General features: G+C 62.1%; 21 protein-coding genes. 10 read left to right on the top strand and 11 right to left on the bottom strand.

The annotated features are described in order from the left end of the window. Positions 1-9: 9 nt before the first annotated feature. The gene (locus tag AC1XDK_RS04845) at positions 10-702 is read right to left on the bottom strand and encodes an Sjogren's syndrome/scleroderma autoantigen 1 family protein (RefSeq protein WP_483348633.1); all 693 of its coding nucleotides are present in this window, start codon (positions 700-702) and stop codon (positions 10-12) included. Positions 703-780: 78 nt separating this feature from the next. On the opposite strand from AC1XDK_RS04845, the gene AC1XDK_RS04840 reads away from it, so the two are divergent. Beyond that, complete coding sequence (locus AC1XDK_RS04840; RefSeq protein WP_483348632.1) at positions 781-1,440, top strand: CRISPR-associated protein Cas4; 660 nt, start codon at positions 781-783, stop codon at positions 1,438-1,440. Here AC1XDK_RS04840 and AC1XDK_RS04835 read toward each other — a convergent pair. The 3 genes from AC1XDK_RS04835 to AC1XDK_RS04825 are packed head-to-tail and all read right to left on the bottom strand — an operon-like array spanning position 1,423 to position 2,869. Beyond that, entirely contained in the window at positions 1,423-2,040 is a 618-nt protein-coding gene (locus AC1XDK_RS04835; RefSeq protein WP_483348631.1) for an L-threonylcarbamoyladenylate synthase, read from the bottom strand. The two genes, AC1XDK_RS04840 and AC1XDK_RS04835, sit on opposite strands and share 18 nt — an antisense overlap. Before the next feature lie 50 nt (positions 2,041-2,090). After that, complete coding sequence (locus AC1XDK_RS04830) at positions 2,091-2,600, bottom strand: peroxiredoxin family protein (RefSeq protein ID WP_483348630.1); 510 nt, start codon at positions 2,598-2,600, stop codon at positions 2,091-2,093. Continuing rightward, on the bottom strand, positions 2,600-2,869 hold the full coding sequence (locus tag AC1XDK_RS04825) for a glutaredoxin family protein (RefSeq protein WP_483348629.1): 270 nt from the start codon (positions 2,867-2,869) through the stop codon (positions 2,600-2,602). Before AC1XDK_RS04825 ends, AC1XDK_RS04830 begins: the two co-directional genes overlap by 1 nt. A 117-nt stretch (positions 2,870-2,986) precedes the next feature. Here AC1XDK_RS04825 and AC1XDK_RS04820 point away from each other — a divergent pair, with 117 nt between their 5' ends. Beyond that, positions 2,987-4,378, top strand: coding sequence for a hemolysin family protein (locus AC1XDK_RS04820; protein WP_483348628.1), 1,392 nt, complete (start codon positions 2,987-2,989; stop codon positions 4,376-4,378). 63 nt (positions 4,379-4,441) lie between these two features. On the opposite strand, the gene AC1XDK_RS04815 is transcribed toward AC1XDK_RS04820, so the two are convergent. After that, positions 4,442-4,846: a hypothetical protein gene (locus tag AC1XDK_RS04815; protein ID WP_483348627.1), complete on the bottom strand. Its 405-nt coding sequence runs from the start codon at positions 4,844-4,846 to the stop codon at positions 4,442-4,444. Between the two features lie 242 nt (positions 4,847-5,088). On the opposite strand from AC1XDK_RS04815, the gene AC1XDK_RS04810 reads away from it, so the two are divergent. Continuing rightward, complete coding sequence (locus tag AC1XDK_RS04810; RefSeq protein ID WP_483348625.1) at positions 5,089-5,244, top strand: hypothetical protein; 156 nt, start codon at positions 5,089-5,091, stop codon at positions 5,242-5,244. Positions 5,245-5,520: 276 nt separating this feature from the next. Here the strand turns inward: AC1XDK_RS04810 and AC1XDK_RS04805 are convergent, their stop codons facing one another. Then, on the bottom strand, positions 5,521-6,123 hold the full coding sequence (locus AC1XDK_RS04805; RefSeq protein WP_483348624.1) for a conditioned medium-induced protein 4: 603 nt from the start codon (positions 6,121-6,123) through the stop codon (positions 5,521-5,523). Between the two features lie 127 nt (positions 6,124-6,250). Here AC1XDK_RS04805 and AC1XDK_RS04800 point away from each other — a divergent pair, with 127 nt between their 5' ends. The 5 genes from AC1XDK_RS04800 (at position 6,251) to AC1XDK_RS04780 (ending at position 11,059) form a co-directional block, all read left to right on the top strand. Next, complete coding sequence (locus tag AC1XDK_RS04800; RefSeq protein WP_483348623.1) at positions 6,251-6,838, top strand: biotin transporter BioY; 588 nt, start codon at positions 6,251-6,253, stop codon at positions 6,836-6,838. Then, the gene (locus AC1XDK_RS04795) at positions 6,835-7,533 is read left to right on the top strand and encodes an energy-coupling factor ABC transporter ATP-binding protein (RefSeq protein WP_483348622.1); all 699 of its coding nucleotides are present in this window, start codon (positions 6,835-6,837) and stop codon (positions 7,531-7,533) included. Before AC1XDK_RS04800 ends, AC1XDK_RS04795 begins: the two co-directional genes overlap by 4 nt. Further along, positions 7,530-8,237, top strand: coding sequence for an energy-coupling factor transporter transmembrane component T family protein (locus AC1XDK_RS04790; protein ID WP_483348621.1), 708 nt, complete (start codon positions 7,530-7,532; stop codon positions 8,235-8,237). The genes AC1XDK_RS04795 and AC1XDK_RS04790 overlap by 4 nt, the downstream gene beginning before the upstream one ends. Before the next feature lie 87 nt (positions 8,238-8,324). Next, on the top strand, positions 8,325-10,454 hold the full coding sequence (locus AC1XDK_RS04785; protein WP_483348620.1) for a heterodisulfide reductase-related iron-sulfur binding cluster: 2,130 nt from the start codon (positions 8,325-8,327) through the stop codon (positions 10,452-10,454). Between the two features lie 338 nt (positions 10,455-10,792). Next, a complete protein-coding gene (locus tag AC1XDK_RS04780) occupies positions 10,793-11,059 on the top strand; it encodes a hypothetical protein (RefSeq protein ID WP_483348619.1) in 267 nt (88 codons plus the stop codon). A gap of 14 nt (positions 11,060-11,073) precedes the next feature. Here the strand turns inward: AC1XDK_RS04780 and larB are convergent, their stop codons facing one another. Next, positions 11,074-11,853 (bottom strand): nickel pincer cofactor biosynthesis protein LarB, encoded by a 780-nt coding sequence (gene larB, locus AC1XDK_RS04775; protein WP_483348617.1) that lies wholly within the window; start codon positions 11,851-11,853, stop codon positions 11,074-11,076. Positions 11,854-12,025: 172 nt separating this feature from the next. Here larB and AC1XDK_RS04770 point away from each other — a divergent pair, with 172 nt between their 5' ends. After that, the gene (locus AC1XDK_RS04770) at positions 12,026-12,193 is read left to right on the top strand and encodes a DUF1931 family protein (protein ID WP_018128851.1); all 168 of its coding nucleotides are present in this window, start codon (positions 12,026-12,028) and stop codon (positions 12,191-12,193) included. Between the two features lie 104 nt (positions 12,194-12,297). On the opposite strand, the gene rpiA is transcribed toward AC1XDK_RS04770, so the two are convergent. After that, positions 12,298-12,984, bottom strand: coding sequence for a ribose-5-phosphate isomerase RpiA (gene rpiA / locus AC1XDK_RS04765; RefSeq protein ID WP_483348616.1), 687 nt, complete (start codon positions 12,982-12,984; stop codon positions 12,298-12,300). Positions 12,985-13,339: 355 nt separating this feature from the next. On the opposite strand from rpiA, the gene AC1XDK_RS04760 reads away from it, so the two are divergent. Further along, positions 13,340-13,609: a DUF7553 family protein gene (locus AC1XDK_RS04760; RefSeq protein ID WP_483348615.1), complete on the top strand. Its 270-nt coding sequence runs from the start codon at positions 13,340-13,342 to the stop codon at positions 13,607-13,609. A 7-nt stretch (positions 13,610-13,616) separates the two neighbouring features. Here the strand turns inward: AC1XDK_RS04760 and AC1XDK_RS04755 are convergent, their stop codons facing one another. The 3 genes from AC1XDK_RS04755 to AC1XDK_RS04745 form a co-directional block, all read right to left on the bottom strand. Beyond that, complete coding sequence (locus AC1XDK_RS04755) at positions 13,617-14,243, bottom strand: rubrerythrin family protein (protein WP_483348614.1); 627 nt, start codon at positions 14,241-14,243, stop codon at positions 13,617-13,619. 82 nt (positions 14,244-14,325) lie between these two features. Next, positions 14,326-14,541 carry a DUF7511 domain-containing protein gene (locus tag AC1XDK_RS04750; RefSeq protein ID WP_483348613.1) on the bottom strand — a complete coding sequence of 72 codons (216 nt, stop codon included), beginning with the start codon at positions 14,539-14,541 and terminating at the stop codon, positions 14,326-14,328. Between the two features lie 183 nt (positions 14,542-14,724). Continuing rightward, entirely contained in the window at positions 14,725-15,585 is an 861-nt protein-coding gene (locus tag AC1XDK_RS04745) for a sulfurtransferase (protein WP_483348612.1), read from the bottom strand. Positions 15,586-15,595: the final 10 nt, after the last annotated feature.

Below are 15,595 nucleotides of genomic sequence, written 5' to 3'. Positions count from 1 at the left end.
GGTTTCGGCTTAACGGTTCGCTCGGTCGAGTGCGGCAAGCGCCTCGGCCGCCTCCCGGGTCGCGGCCAGCAGTTCGCGCGAGTGAGTGACGTCGTTCGTCTCCTCGGCCTCCCGTGCGAGCGTCGTCAGTTTCCGAACCAACGACTCCCGCGCGACGGAGAGGTCGCCCGCCGTTCCACCCTGTCGTACTTCACCCGACGCCCGCGTTTCCGGCTGCTGTGCCCGCTCACGCCGGCTCGGGTCCTCCGCTTGACTCGGCGGTGCACGCCGGGATTGACGCGGCACGCTCTGCGGTGGGTTCGTGTTCGACGACCGTACACGCGTGGGCTCCCCCGTCCGTTCCGACCGCGCCCGTTCCGTCGTCGCTTCCGTTCGTACGTCCGTTTCGGCCTCTTCGCCCGATTCGACCGGTATTTCGGCCGCCTCGCCGGTGGTTTCGGGTTCGCTGTCCACTTCCTTCCCCGTCTGCTCCGCCGTCGCTTCCGCCTCCGCGTTCGCTCCCGCTCCTTGGCAGGTCGGACAGAACTCGTTTCCGTTCATTCGGAAGATCGGGTCGCCGCAGTTGTCACAGTGCTTCCCCGTCATCGTCGCGCCCTGCAACAGCAGCTCGCTCATCCGCTGTGTCGATTTTCGCTCCTCCTTCTCGTTTTCGTACTGCTGGCGGAGTTTCTCCCGCTCCGCTTCCTTATCGAAATCGCTCATGAACGGACAGAGACTGTCCAGACTCTTGCCCCTTTCCCTCACCCGAGGTTTATATACCAAACCGCGACCAGAACCATCGTGACGAAGCTCCCGTTCAGCGAACTCGAAACCGCCGCGTACTGCCCCCGGAAACTCTACTATCTTCGAGGGAACGAAATAGAAATCCCGCCCCTCGTGGCCGAACGGCGGCAACTCGCGTTCGAATACGACCGCCTCCTCGCCGCGTCCGATTCCGTACTCGCGGACCTTCCGTTGGAAGTCCCCCCCGCCCGGTTCCGGGCGAATCTGAAACGCGCCACCGAGTTGGACGCGTGGGACCGTCTCCGCTCGCCCGAGACACGCGATACGCTGGTCGAGGGAAAGGACTGCCGGGGAATCGTCCACAAAGTCCTCGACGGCGACCCCCCGCTACCGTCGATGGTCTTCACCGGAACACCACCCGAGACGGGCGTTTGGGAACCACAAAGCGTGCGAGCGGTTGCCGCAGCGAAGGCGCTCTCGTGGGAACACGAGCGGTCGGTCGAACACGCCTTCGTGGAGTATCCTGCCCACGGTGTCGTTCGAAAACTTCGCCTTTCGACCCGCCGGAAGGCGACCTATCGCCGCGTCCTTCGAACCGCCCGGGCGCTCGACGGTCCGCCGCCGCGGTTGAACAACCGCTCGAAATGTGACGCCTGCGAGTTTCGCGCAGAGTGCGGGGTCAAAACCCGAACGCTGCGGTCACTCTTCGGCGGCTAGCCACGCCTCGATTTCGTCCGCGTTCTCACCCCGACGGATGATTTCGCCCTGCTCTACGTTCACGACGGTGCTTCCGGTGCCCCCGGTTTCGCCGCCGTCGAGGACGAACGCCGCGGCGTCCCGAATCTCCGCGTCGAGTTCCTCGGTGCGGGTCGCACTCGCCCGTCCGCTCACGTTGGCGCTCGTGCTGGTGATGGGTGAGACCCGTTCGAGGAGGTCCAACGCGAGCGAGTGGTCCGGAATCCGAACGCCCACGTGCGAGCGCCCGCCGGTGAGCACGTCGGGGACGACGTCGCGCTTCTCACAGAGGACCGTCACCGGTCCGGGGAGGAACGCCTCCATGAACGCCAGTTCACGCTTCGTCGGTCGAACGTAGCTTTTCGCGGTTTCCACGTCGGGAACCGCGAGCGACACCGGTTTGTCGCGCGCCCTGTGTTTCGCGTCGAACGCCCGCTCTATCGCCGCCGACTTCAACGCGTCGGCACCGAGACCGTACACCGTCTCGGTCGGATAGACGACGAGTTCGCCCCTACGAATCGCCGTCGCCGCTCGGTCGAGTTCCGTTTCGGTCGCGTCGGTTCCGTCGCTCGTATCGTCCATACCGTGAGTTGTGGCCCACACGAAAAAAGCGTCGCGTCCTCCTCTGCCGTCTAGCCCCGTATAGCCTGTTCCACTTCGTCGTAGTCCGGGAAGTCGGGCCACTCGGCCGCGACCCACGCGTATTCGACCGTTCGGTCTTCGCCCAGCAGGAACATCGCCGGTCGCGGTTCGCTGATGCCCTCCATTCCGTCCAAATCGTTCTCGATGCCGTACGCCTCGGCGACGTCGTTCGCGGGGTCGCTGAACAGGGGATACTCCATGCCCCGCTCCTGAATGAGGGTCTTGTGTTCGTACGGCGTCGAAATCGACAGACCGACTATCTGCACGTCGTACTCGTCGTCCCACGCGCGGTCACGCAGTTCGTTCCACACGTACGTCGCGGGGAACGCGCCGTCCATGCTGTAGAAGACGAGGAGCGTCTTGCCGCCGTCCGTGATGTCGGACAGGGAGACGTTCTCCCAGAGTTCGGCATCGACGAGTGGGCGCGTGAAGTCCGGTGCCGTCTCGCCGACGTCCGGGTAGTCCGCCGCGCCGAGTTCCACCACGTCGAAGTCCACCATTATTCCGCCCCTCCGTAGGTGTTCTCGATGTACTCGACGATGTTCGCGCTCTCGCTCATCGTCACGCCCGTGTTCTCGTCCACGATGGCCGGGACGGTTCGCTTGCCGCTGATACGCTTGACGACGTTTCGGTCCGAGTGCATCGGTTCGATGAACCGCGACTGGTAGGGAATGTCGTACTTCTGTAGTTCTCGAACCACGCGTTCGCAGTACGGACACGCCTGCAGTCGATACAGCGTGATGGCCGGGTCTGTCGTCTCGGTACTCATGCTCGGTATTTAGGGTGAAACTCCTGTAAGGGCTTCGCTCTCGGTAGTTTCACCCCAAATCCGGAACAGCAAAAGAATAAAGAGTTAATCCTGTTGATGGTCAAGATAGGTTATCGAATGACACTCTCTACGATGTTGGCTATTCTCGCACAGACTGCTCCCCCCGGTAGAGTGTTCGGCTTCCAACTCTCCGATTCGGTCATTCTGTGGGGTGGCATCATTATCATCGTCCTCCTGATAATGCTGTCGGCGTTCTTCTCTTCCTCGGAACTCGCGATGTTCTCGCTCGCCCAACACCGAGTCGAAGCGCTGGTGGAAGACGATGTGTCGGGTGCGGACACTGTCGCGTCACTCAAAAACGACCCGCACCGGTTGCTCATCACGATTCTCGTCGGGAACAACATCGTCAACATCGCCATGTCGTCCATCGCCACGGCACTCGTCGGCATCTACTTCGACAATCCCGGTGCCGCGGTCCTCATCTCGACGTTCGGTATCACGTCGCTCGTACTCCTCTTCGGTGAGAGCGCGCCGAAATCGTACGCAGTCGAGAACACGGAGTCGTGGGCACTCAAAATCGCAAAACCGCTCAAGTACTCCGAATACCTCCTCCTGCCGCTGGTCGTTACGTTCGACTACTTGACGCGAGTGGTCAACCGCGTGACCGGCGGTCGGTCCGCCATCGAAACCTCGTACGTCACCCGCGACGAGATTCAGGACATGATTCAGACCGGCGAGCGCGAGGGCGTCATCGAGGAGGACGAACGCGAGATGCTCCAGCGTATCTTCCGGTTCAACAACACCATCGCCAAGGAAGTCATGACGCCTCGCCTCGACATGACCGCCGTTCCGCAGGATTCGAGCATCGACGAGGCCATCGAAACCCTCGTCCAGTCGGGCCACGAGCGCGTTCCCGTCTACGAGGGGAGCTTGGACAACGTCATCGGCATCGTCACGGTGCGTGACCTCGTGCGCGAGAAGAACTACGGCGAGACGATGCCGGACGGGTTGAAACTGAGCAACCTGATTCAGCCGACGCTTCACGTCCCCGAGAGCAAGAACGTGGACGAACTGCTGACCGAAATGCGGGAAAACCGGATGCAGATGGTCATCGTCATCGACGAGTTCGGGACGACGGAAGGCCTCGTCACGATGGAAGACATGGTCGAGGAGATCGTCGGCGAAATCCTCGACGGCGAGGAGGAAGAGCCCATAGAGCGCATCGACGAGGACACCGTCATCGTTCGCGGCGAGGTCAACATCGACGAAGTGAACGAGGCCATGGATATCGAACTCCCCGAGGGTGAGGAGTTCGAAACCATCGCCGGGTTCATCTTCAACCGTGCGGGCAGATTAGTGGAAGAGGGTGAAGACATCGACTACGAGGGGGTTCGACTCCACGTCGAACAGGTCGAAAACACTCGTATCATGAAAGCCAGACTCACCCGATTGGACGAGGAGACGGAACCGAATACGGTGGAAAAGAGCGTCGAATCCGGCGCGGAATAACGGTCGCTCGTCGGGTTTCGTTCCGTATAAAAATGACCTCGTACGGTCGGATGGCGGGTCGAATTACTCGACGGGCGTGACTTCTTCTTCCACCCTCTCTTCTTCCGCGTGGTCGAACTGTCCTTCACCGAGCGCGATGAGGAACGTGCCGATGAGGTCGAGGGGCAACGTGAAGAACGTTACCAACCCGAGCACGCCTGCGGTCATACTTCCGTACCAGTTACGACCTCTGAACGCCGACGCGCCGCCCGCGAACTCGATAACCGAGAACACGAGGATGACACCGCCGGCGACTCCGGCGGCGAGACCACCCAAACCGAGGAGTGGTACGCCAGCGCCAGTGATGAGCAGTCCGAGGCCGACGATGGCACCGATGACCCCTGCTAACATCAGCAGGAAGCCACCCGCTTTGTACGTTCGTGGGGTGTAGGTTTCCTCACGCTCAACTATTCGTTCCGTTGTTGCCATACTGTTTCCCCCGAGTAGACGAAGGTGATGTTTTCACTTATCGCCGTCGTCCGTTCTAGAAATTGGATTCTTTCTGACTCGGTACTCGTCCGGTTACTTTTCCCTGACAAAGTACGATTTCGTAAACGAACGTCGTACTTTTGCCGATAAGGCGTCTATCCCGAGGGGAGGTGAATCGATGGTGAACATTCCACATTTACGCTTCCTAGACGACGACGAACAGGAAGAGAGAGCACATCCGCTTGGTATCCGAACGCTCCGAAAATCCGGGGGGGTCGGTTGTCGTCACTATTCCGCCGGACGTCATGGACCTCGTCAACATGGACGTCGATGACGACGTCGTCGTCCACGCCACGTCCGACTCCATTACACTGACGAAACTCCCGAAGCAGGAGTAGCGATTTTACTTTCCGGCGGTAATCGAGCGTTGAACGCCGAACCGTGAATGAGAACTGTTAATAGCGCGCCATCGTCATTCAATGTCATGAAGGGAATTTATATAATAATCGTCTGCTGGCTCGTGTTCTCGCTCGTCGGCACGACGTTCCTATACTGGCACGATTCCACGCAGCGCCTCACCGAGTGGTGAGTTGCTATCGACGAGTCATAGCGCAGCCTAGCGGTTCGTCTTCGAATCTCTCTGACCGTCCGACGACGGATGAAATACGATCAGTTTAAAAGGAAACGTTCGTCTCCATCCCGTCGGTGGCGTCGTCCAACCCGTCCTGTTGGATATCACTTGTCATCCTATCGGATATCTCTCGGTCCTGTAGGATGTTCTCGAACTCGTTGACGTATTGCTGATTCACCGCCCGTGCTTCGGCCTTCGCTTCGATAACACGCCTGTAGCGCCGAACGGTCGCCTCCTCCACACCGAGTTCCTTGGCGCAGTCGGCCGTCGTCGCGTCCCTTCTGACGAGCGTTCGAAGCGCCTCGATTTCGAACGGCGCTTCGGTGTCCGACATCCGGAAGAGGTGGAGGTCGATTCGGGCACTGCTGACGGTTTCTTCGAGGGATTTGTCCCCGAGCTCGCCGGCGGTTTCGATGTCCTCGTCTCCGGCGTAGAACCCGCGCACGACCGTCGTCAATTCCTCGTCGCTGAGCCTCGTGTCGAACCCGTAACGCTCGCGCATCTCGGCCACGACGCCGAGCAACTGCTCTTCGACTTTCTCCTCCGTGCCGAGTGACCCGTGCGTTTCCTCCTGTCTTTCTGTGACTGCCTCTTCGTCCGTCATATCGAGGAACATGTCACGGAGCTCCTCGGTCTTCTTATTCATAGCGCGTACCTGATGCTCGGTACATATAAAAACCTGTTGGGCAGCGCGTGAAGTTTCGTTCCGTTGGCTGAAACAAGCAGCGCCGTCAACCGAAGTTATCATGGCGGTTGACGAGCGACCCTATTTCATGTCCACCGAAACTGGGTCGGTCGAACTGGTCGGCGAGCAAACCGTCGGGAACATCGCGCGAACAGCGCTGTTCGCCGCCATCGTCGGCGCGTTCGCACAGGTCTCGTTCCCGAATCCGCTCGCTCCGGCGATTCCGGTCACGCTTCAAGTACTCGGCGTCTTCCTCGCGGGTATCTTCCTCGGACCGCTCTGGGGGTCCGCGTCGCTCGTCCTCTATCTCGTCGCGGGTGCTGTCGGCGCACCGGTCTTCGCCGGTGGCTCCGCCGGATTGGTCGATGTCGTGGGTGGCCTCACCAGTGGGTACCTCCTCTCGTACCCCTTCGCCGTGTTCGCCATCGGCGCTATCGTCCACGACGGACTGACGCTCCACGACCCGAAACGGGCCGGCGTTTTCCGCCTCGTCGGCGGAATGGTCGTCGGAACGGCCATCATCTACGCCTTCGGGACCGTCGGGTTCTCCTACTTCGGCAACTACGCGCTCGCCGAGGCGTTCACCCTCTCGGCGGTGGCGTTCATCCCCTTCGAGGCGTTCAAAATCGCCGCCGCGGTCGGCATCGTCCGGAGTGACCGCGTCACGGCGGAATGATAACGACGCGAAACCTCGTCCACCGGTTCGGTGACGCGGCGGCGCTCGGCGGCATCTCGATTACGATTCCGGACGGGGAGTTCGTCGTGATTTCCGGGCCGAACGGGAGCGGGAAGACGACGCTCGTCCGGCATTTCAACGGCCTCCTCACGCCCGACGAAGGGACCGTGTTGGTCGACGAAACGCCGGTCGAAGACGACCTCGTGACCGCACGGACCCGCGTCGGAATGGTATTTCAACACCCGCGAGACACCTTCGTCTCCGCGACTGTCGGTGCGGACGTGGCGTTCGGCCCGGAGAACCTCGGGCTTCCCCGGGACGAAATCGACCGTCGCGTCGAAACGTCGCTGTCCGCGGTCGGAATGGCGAATCGCCGCGACGCCCGCATCGACACGCTCTCGGGCGGGGAGTGCCAGCGCGTCGCCATCGCGGGGGCGCTAGCGATGGAACCCGACCATCTCGTACTCGACGAACCGTTCACCGGACTGGACGGCCCGGCCCGGGAGTCGGTGGTGTCACACCTCGAAACGCTCTCGCAGGAGGGAACCGGCATCATCGTCGTGACCCACGACTTGCGGGACGTCTGGTCGCTCGCTGACCGGACAATCGCGCTTCGTGACGGAGAAATCGTGGTCGATGGGTCTCCGGGGGAAACGGCATCCGAACTCGTACGCCTCGGAATCGAGACGCCATGACGCTGGCCTACCGCTCGCAGGGAGCGTTCGTCGAACGACTCGACCCGCGCGTGAAACTCCTGTTTCAGGCGGTCTTCGCGGCCGTCGCGCTCGCGAAGACGACTCCCGTTGGACTCGCCTTGTTGACGTTGGTCGTCGCCGTGGCTCTCGTGGGGGCGGCCACGTCGCCGCTCTGGGTGCTCCGTGAGTTCAAGTATCTGTTTCCCTTCCTCGTCGGCGGTCCCGCCTTCGCCGCGTTCACGCTCGGTCCGCCGTGGGTGGTTCCGGTGGACGCCCTCGCACCCGCGTTGGCGAGCTATCGCGTCCTCCTCGTTCTCTGTGTCAGCGCGGCCTACGTCCGAACGACGCCGGTTCGGGAGTCGCGCGCGGCGATTCAATGGCTCGTCCCCGGGCGAGTCGGTCAGTTCTTAGGCATGGGCGTCGCCTTCGTCTTCCGCTTTCTTCCGGTTCTGCAGGCCGATTTACGTGCGATTCGGAACGCCATGGCCGCCCGTCTCGGCGACGAGCGTCCGCTCACCGACCGGATGGAGGTAGTCGGCGCGGCGGGACTGTCGCGGGCGTTCGACCGCGCCGACACGTTCTCGCTCGCGCTCCGCGCCCGCTGTTTCGCGTGGAACCCGACCCTCCCTCGTCTTGCGGTTTCGAGCGCGGACGTTCTCGCCGTGATTTTGGTCGCGGCTCTTCTCGGTTGGACGCTCGTGTAAACTACAAACCGATTTTTCATTCTCGCACGACGGCGGCGGGTGAGGTGGGTGGCAAGATTTAAGCAAGTCGTCTCCTCCTGATAAAACATGGCAATCTTCGCGCTCGCGGAGGCGGCGGGTCCGACGCGCCCGACGTTCTGGAGGATCGGTCTGATGGGTGAGGCGATATTCTACTTCCTCGCCATCGTGACCGTCCTCTTTTTCGTCTACGGCGTCTACAACCGCTTCGCGAGATACACCGACGGTGAAACGGATTGGTTCGACCGGTTGGACGACCTCCCGGGACGGGTGACGCGTGCGGCGAAAATCGTCATCACGAACGAAAAGCAGTTCAACCGCGATTTGTACGGCGGCTTGATGCACTCGTTCATCCTCTGGGGCTTTCTCACCTTGCTCATCGGGACGACGATTCTCGCCATCGACATGGACGGCTACCGGAAGTTCACCCACTACTTCCTCGGCGGCGAGAAATCGTTCTTCGTCGGGTACTTCTACCTCTCGTACTCGCTCGTGATGGACGCGATGGGACTGCTGTTCGTCGTCGGCGTCTCGATGGCGCTCTACCGGCGCTACTGGGTCCGCAACGAGCGCCTCTGGGGCAAGCACACGGGCCGCGAGGACGACCTGTTCATCTGGACCCTGTTCCTCCTCGGCGTCGGCGGCTACCTGACCGAAGGCGTGCGCATCCTCGGCACCAGCACGGTCCGAAACGTGGACTTCGAGACGGTGAGCTTCGTCGGATGGTTCGTCAAGGACCTGCTCTCGATGGCGGGCGTCACTCCCGAGATGGCGATGACGTGGTATCCCGTCACCTGGTGGGCACACGCCCTCGTCGCGCTCGTCTTTATCGCGGCGATTCCGTACGCCAAACCGTTCCACATGCTGTCGTCGTACGCCAACGTCGTCACCCGCGACGAAAAGGCGGGTAAACGCCTGCCGGGCGTTCCCTCCGACGCCAGTCCCGACGAAATCGGCGCGAGTTCCATCGACGACTTCTCGTGGAAACAGTTGCTCGACCAGGACGCCTGTACGAAGTGCGGCCGCTGTTCGTCCGTCTGTCCCGCGAAGGCGTCAGGTCGTCCGCTCGACCCGCGCGACGTGATTCTCGACCTGAAACAGTATCGCGAAAATCTGGACGCCGGTGTGACCGACGAGAAACCCATCATCGCGGATGGGGGTTCCAGCGTCATCGACAGCGAGACGATGGAGTCCTGTATGGCCTGCATGGCCTGCATGGACGCCTGTCCGGTCGAAATCGAACACCTCACCTCGTTCACGGAGATGAACCGTCGCCTGACCGAATCCGGCCAGATGGACGTCAACGTGCAGGACGCGATGATGAACGTCTTCCAGAACGGCAACGCGTTCGGCGACCCCGAGCGACGCCGTCCCGAGTGGACCGAGGAACTCGATTTCGAGATTCCCGACGCCCGCGACGAGGACGTGGAGTTCCTCTGGTACGTCGGCGACTATCCGTCCTACGACGAGCGAAACCGCCGCGTCGCCCGTTCTTTGGCGACCATCTTCCACGAGACGGACGTCTCCTACGGCATCCTCTACGAAGAGGAACGGAACGACGGCAACGACGTGCGCCGCGTCGGCGAGGAGGGCCTGTACGAGATGCTGGTCGAGGACAACGTGGCCGCCTTCGAGGAGTGCGATTACGACAAAATCGTCTGCACCGACCCGCACAGCTACAACACGTTCAAAAACGAGTACCCGGAGATGGACGAGGACTTCGACTCCCCGGTCTACCACTACACGCAGGTCGTGGAGGAACTGTTCCAGTCCGGCCGCATGGGCCTCTCGGGCACCGAACTCGACTACACCGTCACGTACCACGACCCGTGCCACCTCGGCCGCTACAACGACGAGTACGAGGCCCCCCGCGAAATCGTCAAAGGAACCGGCTGTACGCTGGACGAGATGCCGCGCAACCGCGCCAACTCCTTCTGCTGTGGCGGCGGCGGCGGCGGCCTCTGGATGGATTTCGAGGAGACCTCCAAACCGAGCGAGGAGCGCATCCGCGAAGCCCTCGAAGACACCGACGCCGCGAGCGGCGTCGAGAAGTTCGTCGTCGCCTGCCCGATGTGCATGACGATGTACGAGGACGGCCGGAAGACCGGCGGCTACGAGGACGACATCGAAATCGTGGACGTGGCCGAACTGGTCGTGGAAGCGCTGGGCGCTGAAGAGAAAATCACAGTCTCGAACTGAGTTCTCTATTTTTGATTTCGGTTTCGCTCGTCAGTCTCCCGACAACCAGCAGGCCGCACAACCAACAGGACGCGCGGCGAGAGCGAGGTTGCCTCGCAACCTCGCTTGAGCGCCCGGGGAGGTATGGGGACCCGAGGACGGGCGGCCGTGCGGTTCCGGCCGCCCGTCCGCACGCGGTGCGGTCGTGTTCCCTAGTGACTGTCGTCCCGATGCTACAGTTCAATGACTCTCGAATCTCATCCCGGAGAACTCCGACCCCCGACGAACCCCGACTATTTCTTCTTCGGAGAACATTGGAACACTAACAACTATGCGAAGTGAATCCCATTGTGCGAGCGATGAATTCCTTCCTCGTCGGCTTCGCGGCGTTTAGCTTCGTCGCGCAACTCGTCATGCTCTACGGTAGGTATGTCCAAGGTGCACCCCGAATCTCCCTCGTTACGGGGGTCGGGTACGCGTTCTTCTGGGCGTACCTCGCCGTCACGGAGTTCTTCGAACTGGAGTTCGCCACCGCTGGGTTGGCGGTCTTGCTCGTGATTCTCCTCCCGCTCACGGTGGTTAGCGTTCGTCGTCAACGTCGAGACAACAGAACGCGGTCCGCCTGAACATCGACCCTAGTCTACTTTTCCGCCTTCTCCTCCCGCGCCGCACCGACGGCGCGCGCTATCAGACCGGCTTGTCCGCCCGCCACGAACCCCGCGTCGATGTTCACGACCGAGAGGACGGTACACGACTGCAACATTCCCGAGAGTGCGGCCTCGCCGCCGCTCGCGTGCCCGTAGCCGTTCGACACCGGCAGGCCGATGACGGGCGTGTCCACGAGACCGGCAATGACCGTCGGAAGCGCGCCCTCGCGTCCGGCGGCGACGACGAGGGCGTCCGCCGAGCGGAGGGCGTCCACCTCGTCCAGCACGCGGACCAATGACGCGACGCCCACGTCGTGTAGCTCCTCGACGGTCGCGCCCATCTCCGATGCGATGACCGCGGCCTCCCCGGCGGGAATCGCGTCGCTCGTCCCCGCACTGACGATGCCGACCGTCGCGTTCACCTCGGGCGGTTCGAAGGTTTCGGCATGGGCGACGAGGACGTTCGCTCGGGTTCGGACTCGGACCTTCGCGTCCGGGTGGTCCCCGTCGAGTCGCCGCTGTACCGCTTCGACGTGGTCGTCGTCGGTCCGCGTGACCACCGCTCTGCCCGCGGTTTCGACGGCCGTGGTCGCGAGTTCCGCGACTTCGCCCGGCGTCTTTCCGTCGGCGAGTATCGCCTCCGGGACGCCACGACGCCGCTCGCGGGCGGCGTCGAACCGCCCGGCCTCGTTCGTTGCGTATCCAGACAACATCGCTTCCGCTTCGGCGACGCTGGTTTCCCCGTTCGCCACCGATTCTAGTAGTTCGCGCATATTCACCACTCTGTGGCCCTCCTACTCCGGTCTATCGTCTGCGGCCTCTCGACTTTACTCCACTTAAAGCTTTTGGCGCGCCCGACAGAGTAGGTCACATTCTTCTACTCGTGGCTGTTGACCGCATAATTTGGGAAGCTTTATTAAGCGGGCTACGGAACGTCAATCCTGTATGGCAGACCTTATTGTCAAAGCGGCTGTGAAAGAAGCGCTCGACGACAAAAACGTTGCCTCGGACTTCTACGACGCACTTGACGTCGAAGTCGAGGAACTCCTCGAGGACGCTGCACGACGCGCAGAAGAGAACGACCGAAAGACGGTCCAGCCGCGCGACCTGTAAAAACGGAACACCCTTCATTCATTTATTTCGCCGCCCAGCGACGGCGTTCCTCGTAGTACCAGTTCAGTGAACCGACACGGCTTGACGAGGAGAGCGCCGGCGTTCTACGGCCGTCTCACTTCGACGCCGTCCTCGTGGCCGACGTGTACCTCGTCGGCCATCCCGACGAACAGTCCGTGTTCGACCACACCCGGAACCGCGGAGAGGGCCGAAGCGAGGTCCGCGGGCGCGCTTATCTCCCCGAACGCACAGTCGAGGACGAGGTTGCCGTTGTCGGTTACGACCGGTCCGTCCTTTCGCTCCGCTTCGCGTAGAACCGCTTCGCCGCCCAAACGACGAATATCGCCCGCTACTGCCGTCCGTGCGGCGGGCAGCACTTCCACCGGAACCGGACGGTCTAGTCGCTCGGCGGCCTTGCTCGGGTCCACCACGACGAGGAACCGGTCCGCCGCGCCGTCCACGATTTTCTCCCGTGCGTGCGCCGCGCCACCGCCCTTTATCAGGTCGCCGTCCGCGAACTGGTCCGCGCCGTCGATGGCGACGTCGATTCCCGACACCGAATCGAGGTCCGCGAGCGGAACCCCCGATTCCCGTGCTAGTTGCCGCGACTGGAAGGACGTCGGAACGCCGCTGATATCGAGTCCCGAATCGACCATCCGACCGAGCGCCCGAATCGCGTGGGCCGTCGTGCTTCCCGTTCCAAGTCCGACCACCATTCCGTCTTCGACCCTGCTCGCCGCGCTCTCACCCGCGTTCCGTTTCGCCTCGTCGCTGCCACCCGTCGTTTTCATGTTCGTGGCAATCGGCGCGCCCCGCAAAAAGGTTCCTAGCCCGTCGGCGCGTGACCTTCCCGTTAAATAAACTGTACGTTCGAACCCATAGTTACAGGCTCGTTTCCTCGCTATGCTCATCCGGATGTGGTTTCCCACATTCCGAGGATGGGATTCGGTTCCCCTCGTACGCCTTTCGCCCGAGTCAGTCTTCGAACGGGAGAACATCGGGTTCCTCGACGACTACTCACCAGTGGTAGTCGGCTTTCGGATGTCGCCGTCCGTATCCTTCCGTCCACATCGCCGCACCCGTCATCAACCGTCGTTTTTTGCACCTCCCAATAGCACTATCCCCCTCGGTCGCGTACCCCCGGCCATGACACGCGAACAATTAGTTCACGCGGCAGAGGAACTGAAACAGGCCAGCGCGGACACCTCCGGCGAGGTAAAAGAACGACTCGAATCGCAGGCCGACACGCTTCACTCGCTCGCGGAGGCCGACCACGGCCCGGACCACGGCCGACTCGACCGAATCATGCACGCCCTTTCGGAACTCAAAGGCGACGTGGACGAGGAAACCGCAGGACGCATCGAGAGCGCCTACGACCACGTGAAAGCCCACCGCGAAACGGTCAGCGGCGTTTGAAAAACGTTCAGCAGACCGGTTTCGGGTTGACGCCCATCGACTCCAACGATTCGGTGTATTCGTCGTAGGCGGCGGTGATCGCTCCTACGGCCGCCTCTTTTGCGGTTTCCCATTCTTCGTCCGAATCACAGCGCTCGCCGAGGAGCGCGAGCGCGTCGTCCAACTGGTCGCCGAGGTCGCCCTTCAGGTCGCGGAACAACTGGGCCGTCTTGGGGTCGGCCTGCCCCGTGAAGAAGCCAGTCATCTGCTCTTTGGACTTCTCGCTCGCCAGCGTGCGCCCGACGAATCCGCCGAGGCGTGCAATGGTGTCGTCCAGTCCGCGGAGGTACTCGTGGAGCGCGGGAACGTCCCCCATTTCGTGGTCGTCCACCTTCCCGGAAACCCGTTCGTAGTGGCCGTTCTCGACCTCCGCGATGTCCGCGAACAACTCGCTCGCGTCCGAATCGTCCTCGTCGTCGGCCCATCCCTCGAACGTCCGTGCGGCGGCGTGTTCCGAATCCGCGGCGGCGCGGAACACCTCGTCGGCGTCCATCTCGCCGCCGGTCGCGGCGTAGAGCGATTTCGAGGAGCCGAGACGGGAGAGGGCGGTTTCGTTTTCTTTGCGAACGGCTTCGAGAAAGTCCTCCGTATCCATGCGCCACGGTACGAAGCCATCCGGCTTGTAATCACCGACGGCGGAAAACATCGGTTCGGTGAATCGAGATTGAAAGCGGCCGTCAGGACATCTCGTCCAACGGGACGAAGGCGTCCGCGTCGGCGGTTATCCAGCTCGCCATGCGTTCGAGGCGGGTGGCTTCCGCCGGGTAAATCGTACATCTGTTCGGTTCCCCGTCGTACTCGACCACGACGGACGACAGTTCGAAGGACTGGGAGGCGGCGACGTTCTGTTCCGGTTCGGACGGTCTGTCGACGGTATGGAAATGGCCGGTCATTGTGTCCTCGTTGGGCGTCCCGACGACGCCATACTATTGAGATTCGACCCGCTCTCAATAATCCCTGCTAGTTGTTCTCAATAGCACTCCGGAGCGATGAGTATCTCCGGACTGATGGGGATGTCACTGTAGCGGGACGGACTCCTTCGAAGAAAACTGGCGTCGGTGTTTCCGTCGCCGGGGTTAGTTTCCGGTCTCGATAGGCGCGTCCACGAGGTTGCCCCATTCGGTCCACGACCCGTCGTAGTTGACGACGTTGTCGTAGCCGAGGAGTTCCGACAGTGCGAACCACGCGATGGACGAGCGCTCGCCGATACGGCAGTAGGCGACGACCTCTTGGTCGTTCGTGACGCCCTCGCTCTCGTACAGGTCACGGAGTTCGTCGGCCGTCTTGAACGTCCCGTCGTCGTTCACCGTGGCCGCCCACGAGATGTTCGATGCACCGGGGACGTGGCCGCCGCGCTGGGCCGTCTCCTGCAGTCCAGGGGGCGCGAGGATTTCGCCACTGTACTCCTCGGGCGAGCGGACGTCCACGAGCGGAACGCCGCGGTCGATGGCCTTCTCCACGTCGTCGCGGTAGGCACGAATGCCCTCGAACGGGCCACGGGCGTCGTACTCGACTTCGGGGTACGACGGTTCCTCGTCCGTCGTCGGGTAGTCGTTGTCGAGCCAATAGTCGCGTCCGCCGTCGAGGAGTTTCACGTTCTCGTGGCCGTAGTACTTGAACTGCCAGTACGTGTAGGCGGCGAACCAGTTGGAGTTGTCACCGTACAGAACGACGGTGGTGTCCTCGCCGATGCCGTGGCTGCCGAGCAGGTCCTCGAAGTCGTCCTTTTCGAGGATGTCACGCGTGGTCTGGTCCTGGAGTTGCGTCTCCCAGTTGAAGCCGACTGCACCCGGCGCGTGGGCGTCGTCGTAGGCTTCCGTGTCCACGTCGACCTCTACGAGTCGATAGTCCGATTCGTCGCTCTGGAACTCGTCGAGGTGGTCTTCGACCCACTCCGCGCTGACGAGAACGTCCTTAGCGTAGTCACTGTCGCTCATGCACGTTCTT

It is taken from the genome of Haladaptatus sp. HS23, from assembly GCF_056892285.1.
This window is presented reverse-complemented; position numbering and strand designations above follow the sequence as displayed.

Bases quoted from the DNA above. Each gene is read 5' to 3' on its own strand.
- AC1XDK_RS04845 (WP_483348633.1), bottom strand. From the start codon at position 702: ATGAGCGATTTCGATAAGGAAGCGGAGCGGGAGAAACTCCGCCAGCAG.
- AC1XDK_RS04835 (WP_483348631.1), bottom strand. From the start codon at position 2,040: ATGGACGATACGAGCGACGGAACCGACGCGACCGAAACGGAACTCGAC.
- AC1XDK_RS04830 (WP_483348630.1), bottom strand. From the start codon at position 2,600: ATGGTGGACTTCGACGTGGTGGAACTCGGCGCGGCGGACTACCCGGAC.
- AC1XDK_RS04825 (WP_483348629.1), bottom strand. From the start codon at position 2,869: ATGAGTACCGAGACGACAGACCCGGCCATCACGCTGTATCGACTGCAG.
- AC1XDK_RS04820 (WP_483348628.1), top strand. From the start codon at position 2,987: ATGACACTCTCTACGATGTTGGCTATTCTCGCACAGACTGCTCCCCCC.
- AC1XDK_RS04815 (WP_483348627.1), bottom strand. From the start codon at position 4,846: ATGGCAACAACGGAACGAATAGTTGAGCGTGAGGAAACCTACACCCCA.
- AC1XDK_RS04805 (WP_483348624.1), bottom strand. From the start codon at position 6,123: ATGAATAAGAAGACCGAGGAGCTCCGTGACATGTTCCTCGATATGACG.
- AC1XDK_RS04800 (WP_483348623.1), top strand. From the start codon at position 6,251: ATGTCCACCGAAACTGGGTCGGTCGAACTGGTCGGCGAGCAAACCGTC.
- AC1XDK_RS04795 (WP_483348622.1), top strand. From the start codon at position 6,835: ATGATAACGACGCGAAACCTCGTCCACCGGTTCGGTGACGCGGCGGCG.
- AC1XDK_RS04790 (WP_483348621.1), top strand. From the start codon at position 7,530: ATGACGCTGGCCTACCGCTCGCAGGGAGCGTTCGTCGAACGACTCGAC.
- AC1XDK_RS04785 (WP_483348620.1), top strand. From the start codon at position 8,325: ATGGCAATCTTCGCGCTCGCGGAGGCGGCGGGTCCGACGCGCCCGACG.
- AC1XDK_RS04780 (WP_483348619.1), top strand. From the start codon at position 10,793: ATGAATTCCTTCCTCGTCGGCTTCGCGGCGTTTAGCTTCGTCGCGCAA.
- larB (WP_483348617.1), bottom strand. From the start codon at position 11,853: ATGCGCGAACTACTAGAATCGGTGGCGAACGGGGAAACCAGCGTCGCC.
- AC1XDK_RS04770 (WP_018128851.1), top strand. From the start codon at position 12,026: ATGGCAGACCTTATTGTCAAAGCGGCTGTGAAAGAAGCGCTCGACGAC.
- rpiA (WP_483348616.1), bottom strand. From the start codon at position 12,984: ATGAAAACGACGGGTGGCAGCGACGAGGCGAAACGGAACGCGGGTGAG.
- AC1XDK_RS04760 (WP_483348615.1), top strand. From the start codon at position 13,340: ATGACACGCGAACAATTAGTTCACGCGGCAGAGGAACTGAAACAGGCC.
- AC1XDK_RS04755 (WP_483348614.1), bottom strand. From the start codon at position 14,243: ATGGATACGGAGGACTTTCTCGAAGCCGTTCGCAAAGAAAACGAAACC.
- AC1XDK_RS04750 (WP_483348613.1), bottom strand. From the start codon at position 14,541: ATGACCGGCCATTTCCATACCGTCGACAGACCGTCCGAACCGGAACAG.
- AC1XDK_RS04745 (WP_483348612.1), bottom strand. From the start codon at position 15,585: ATGAGCGACAGTGACTACGCTAAGGACGTTCTCGTCAGCGCGGAGTGG.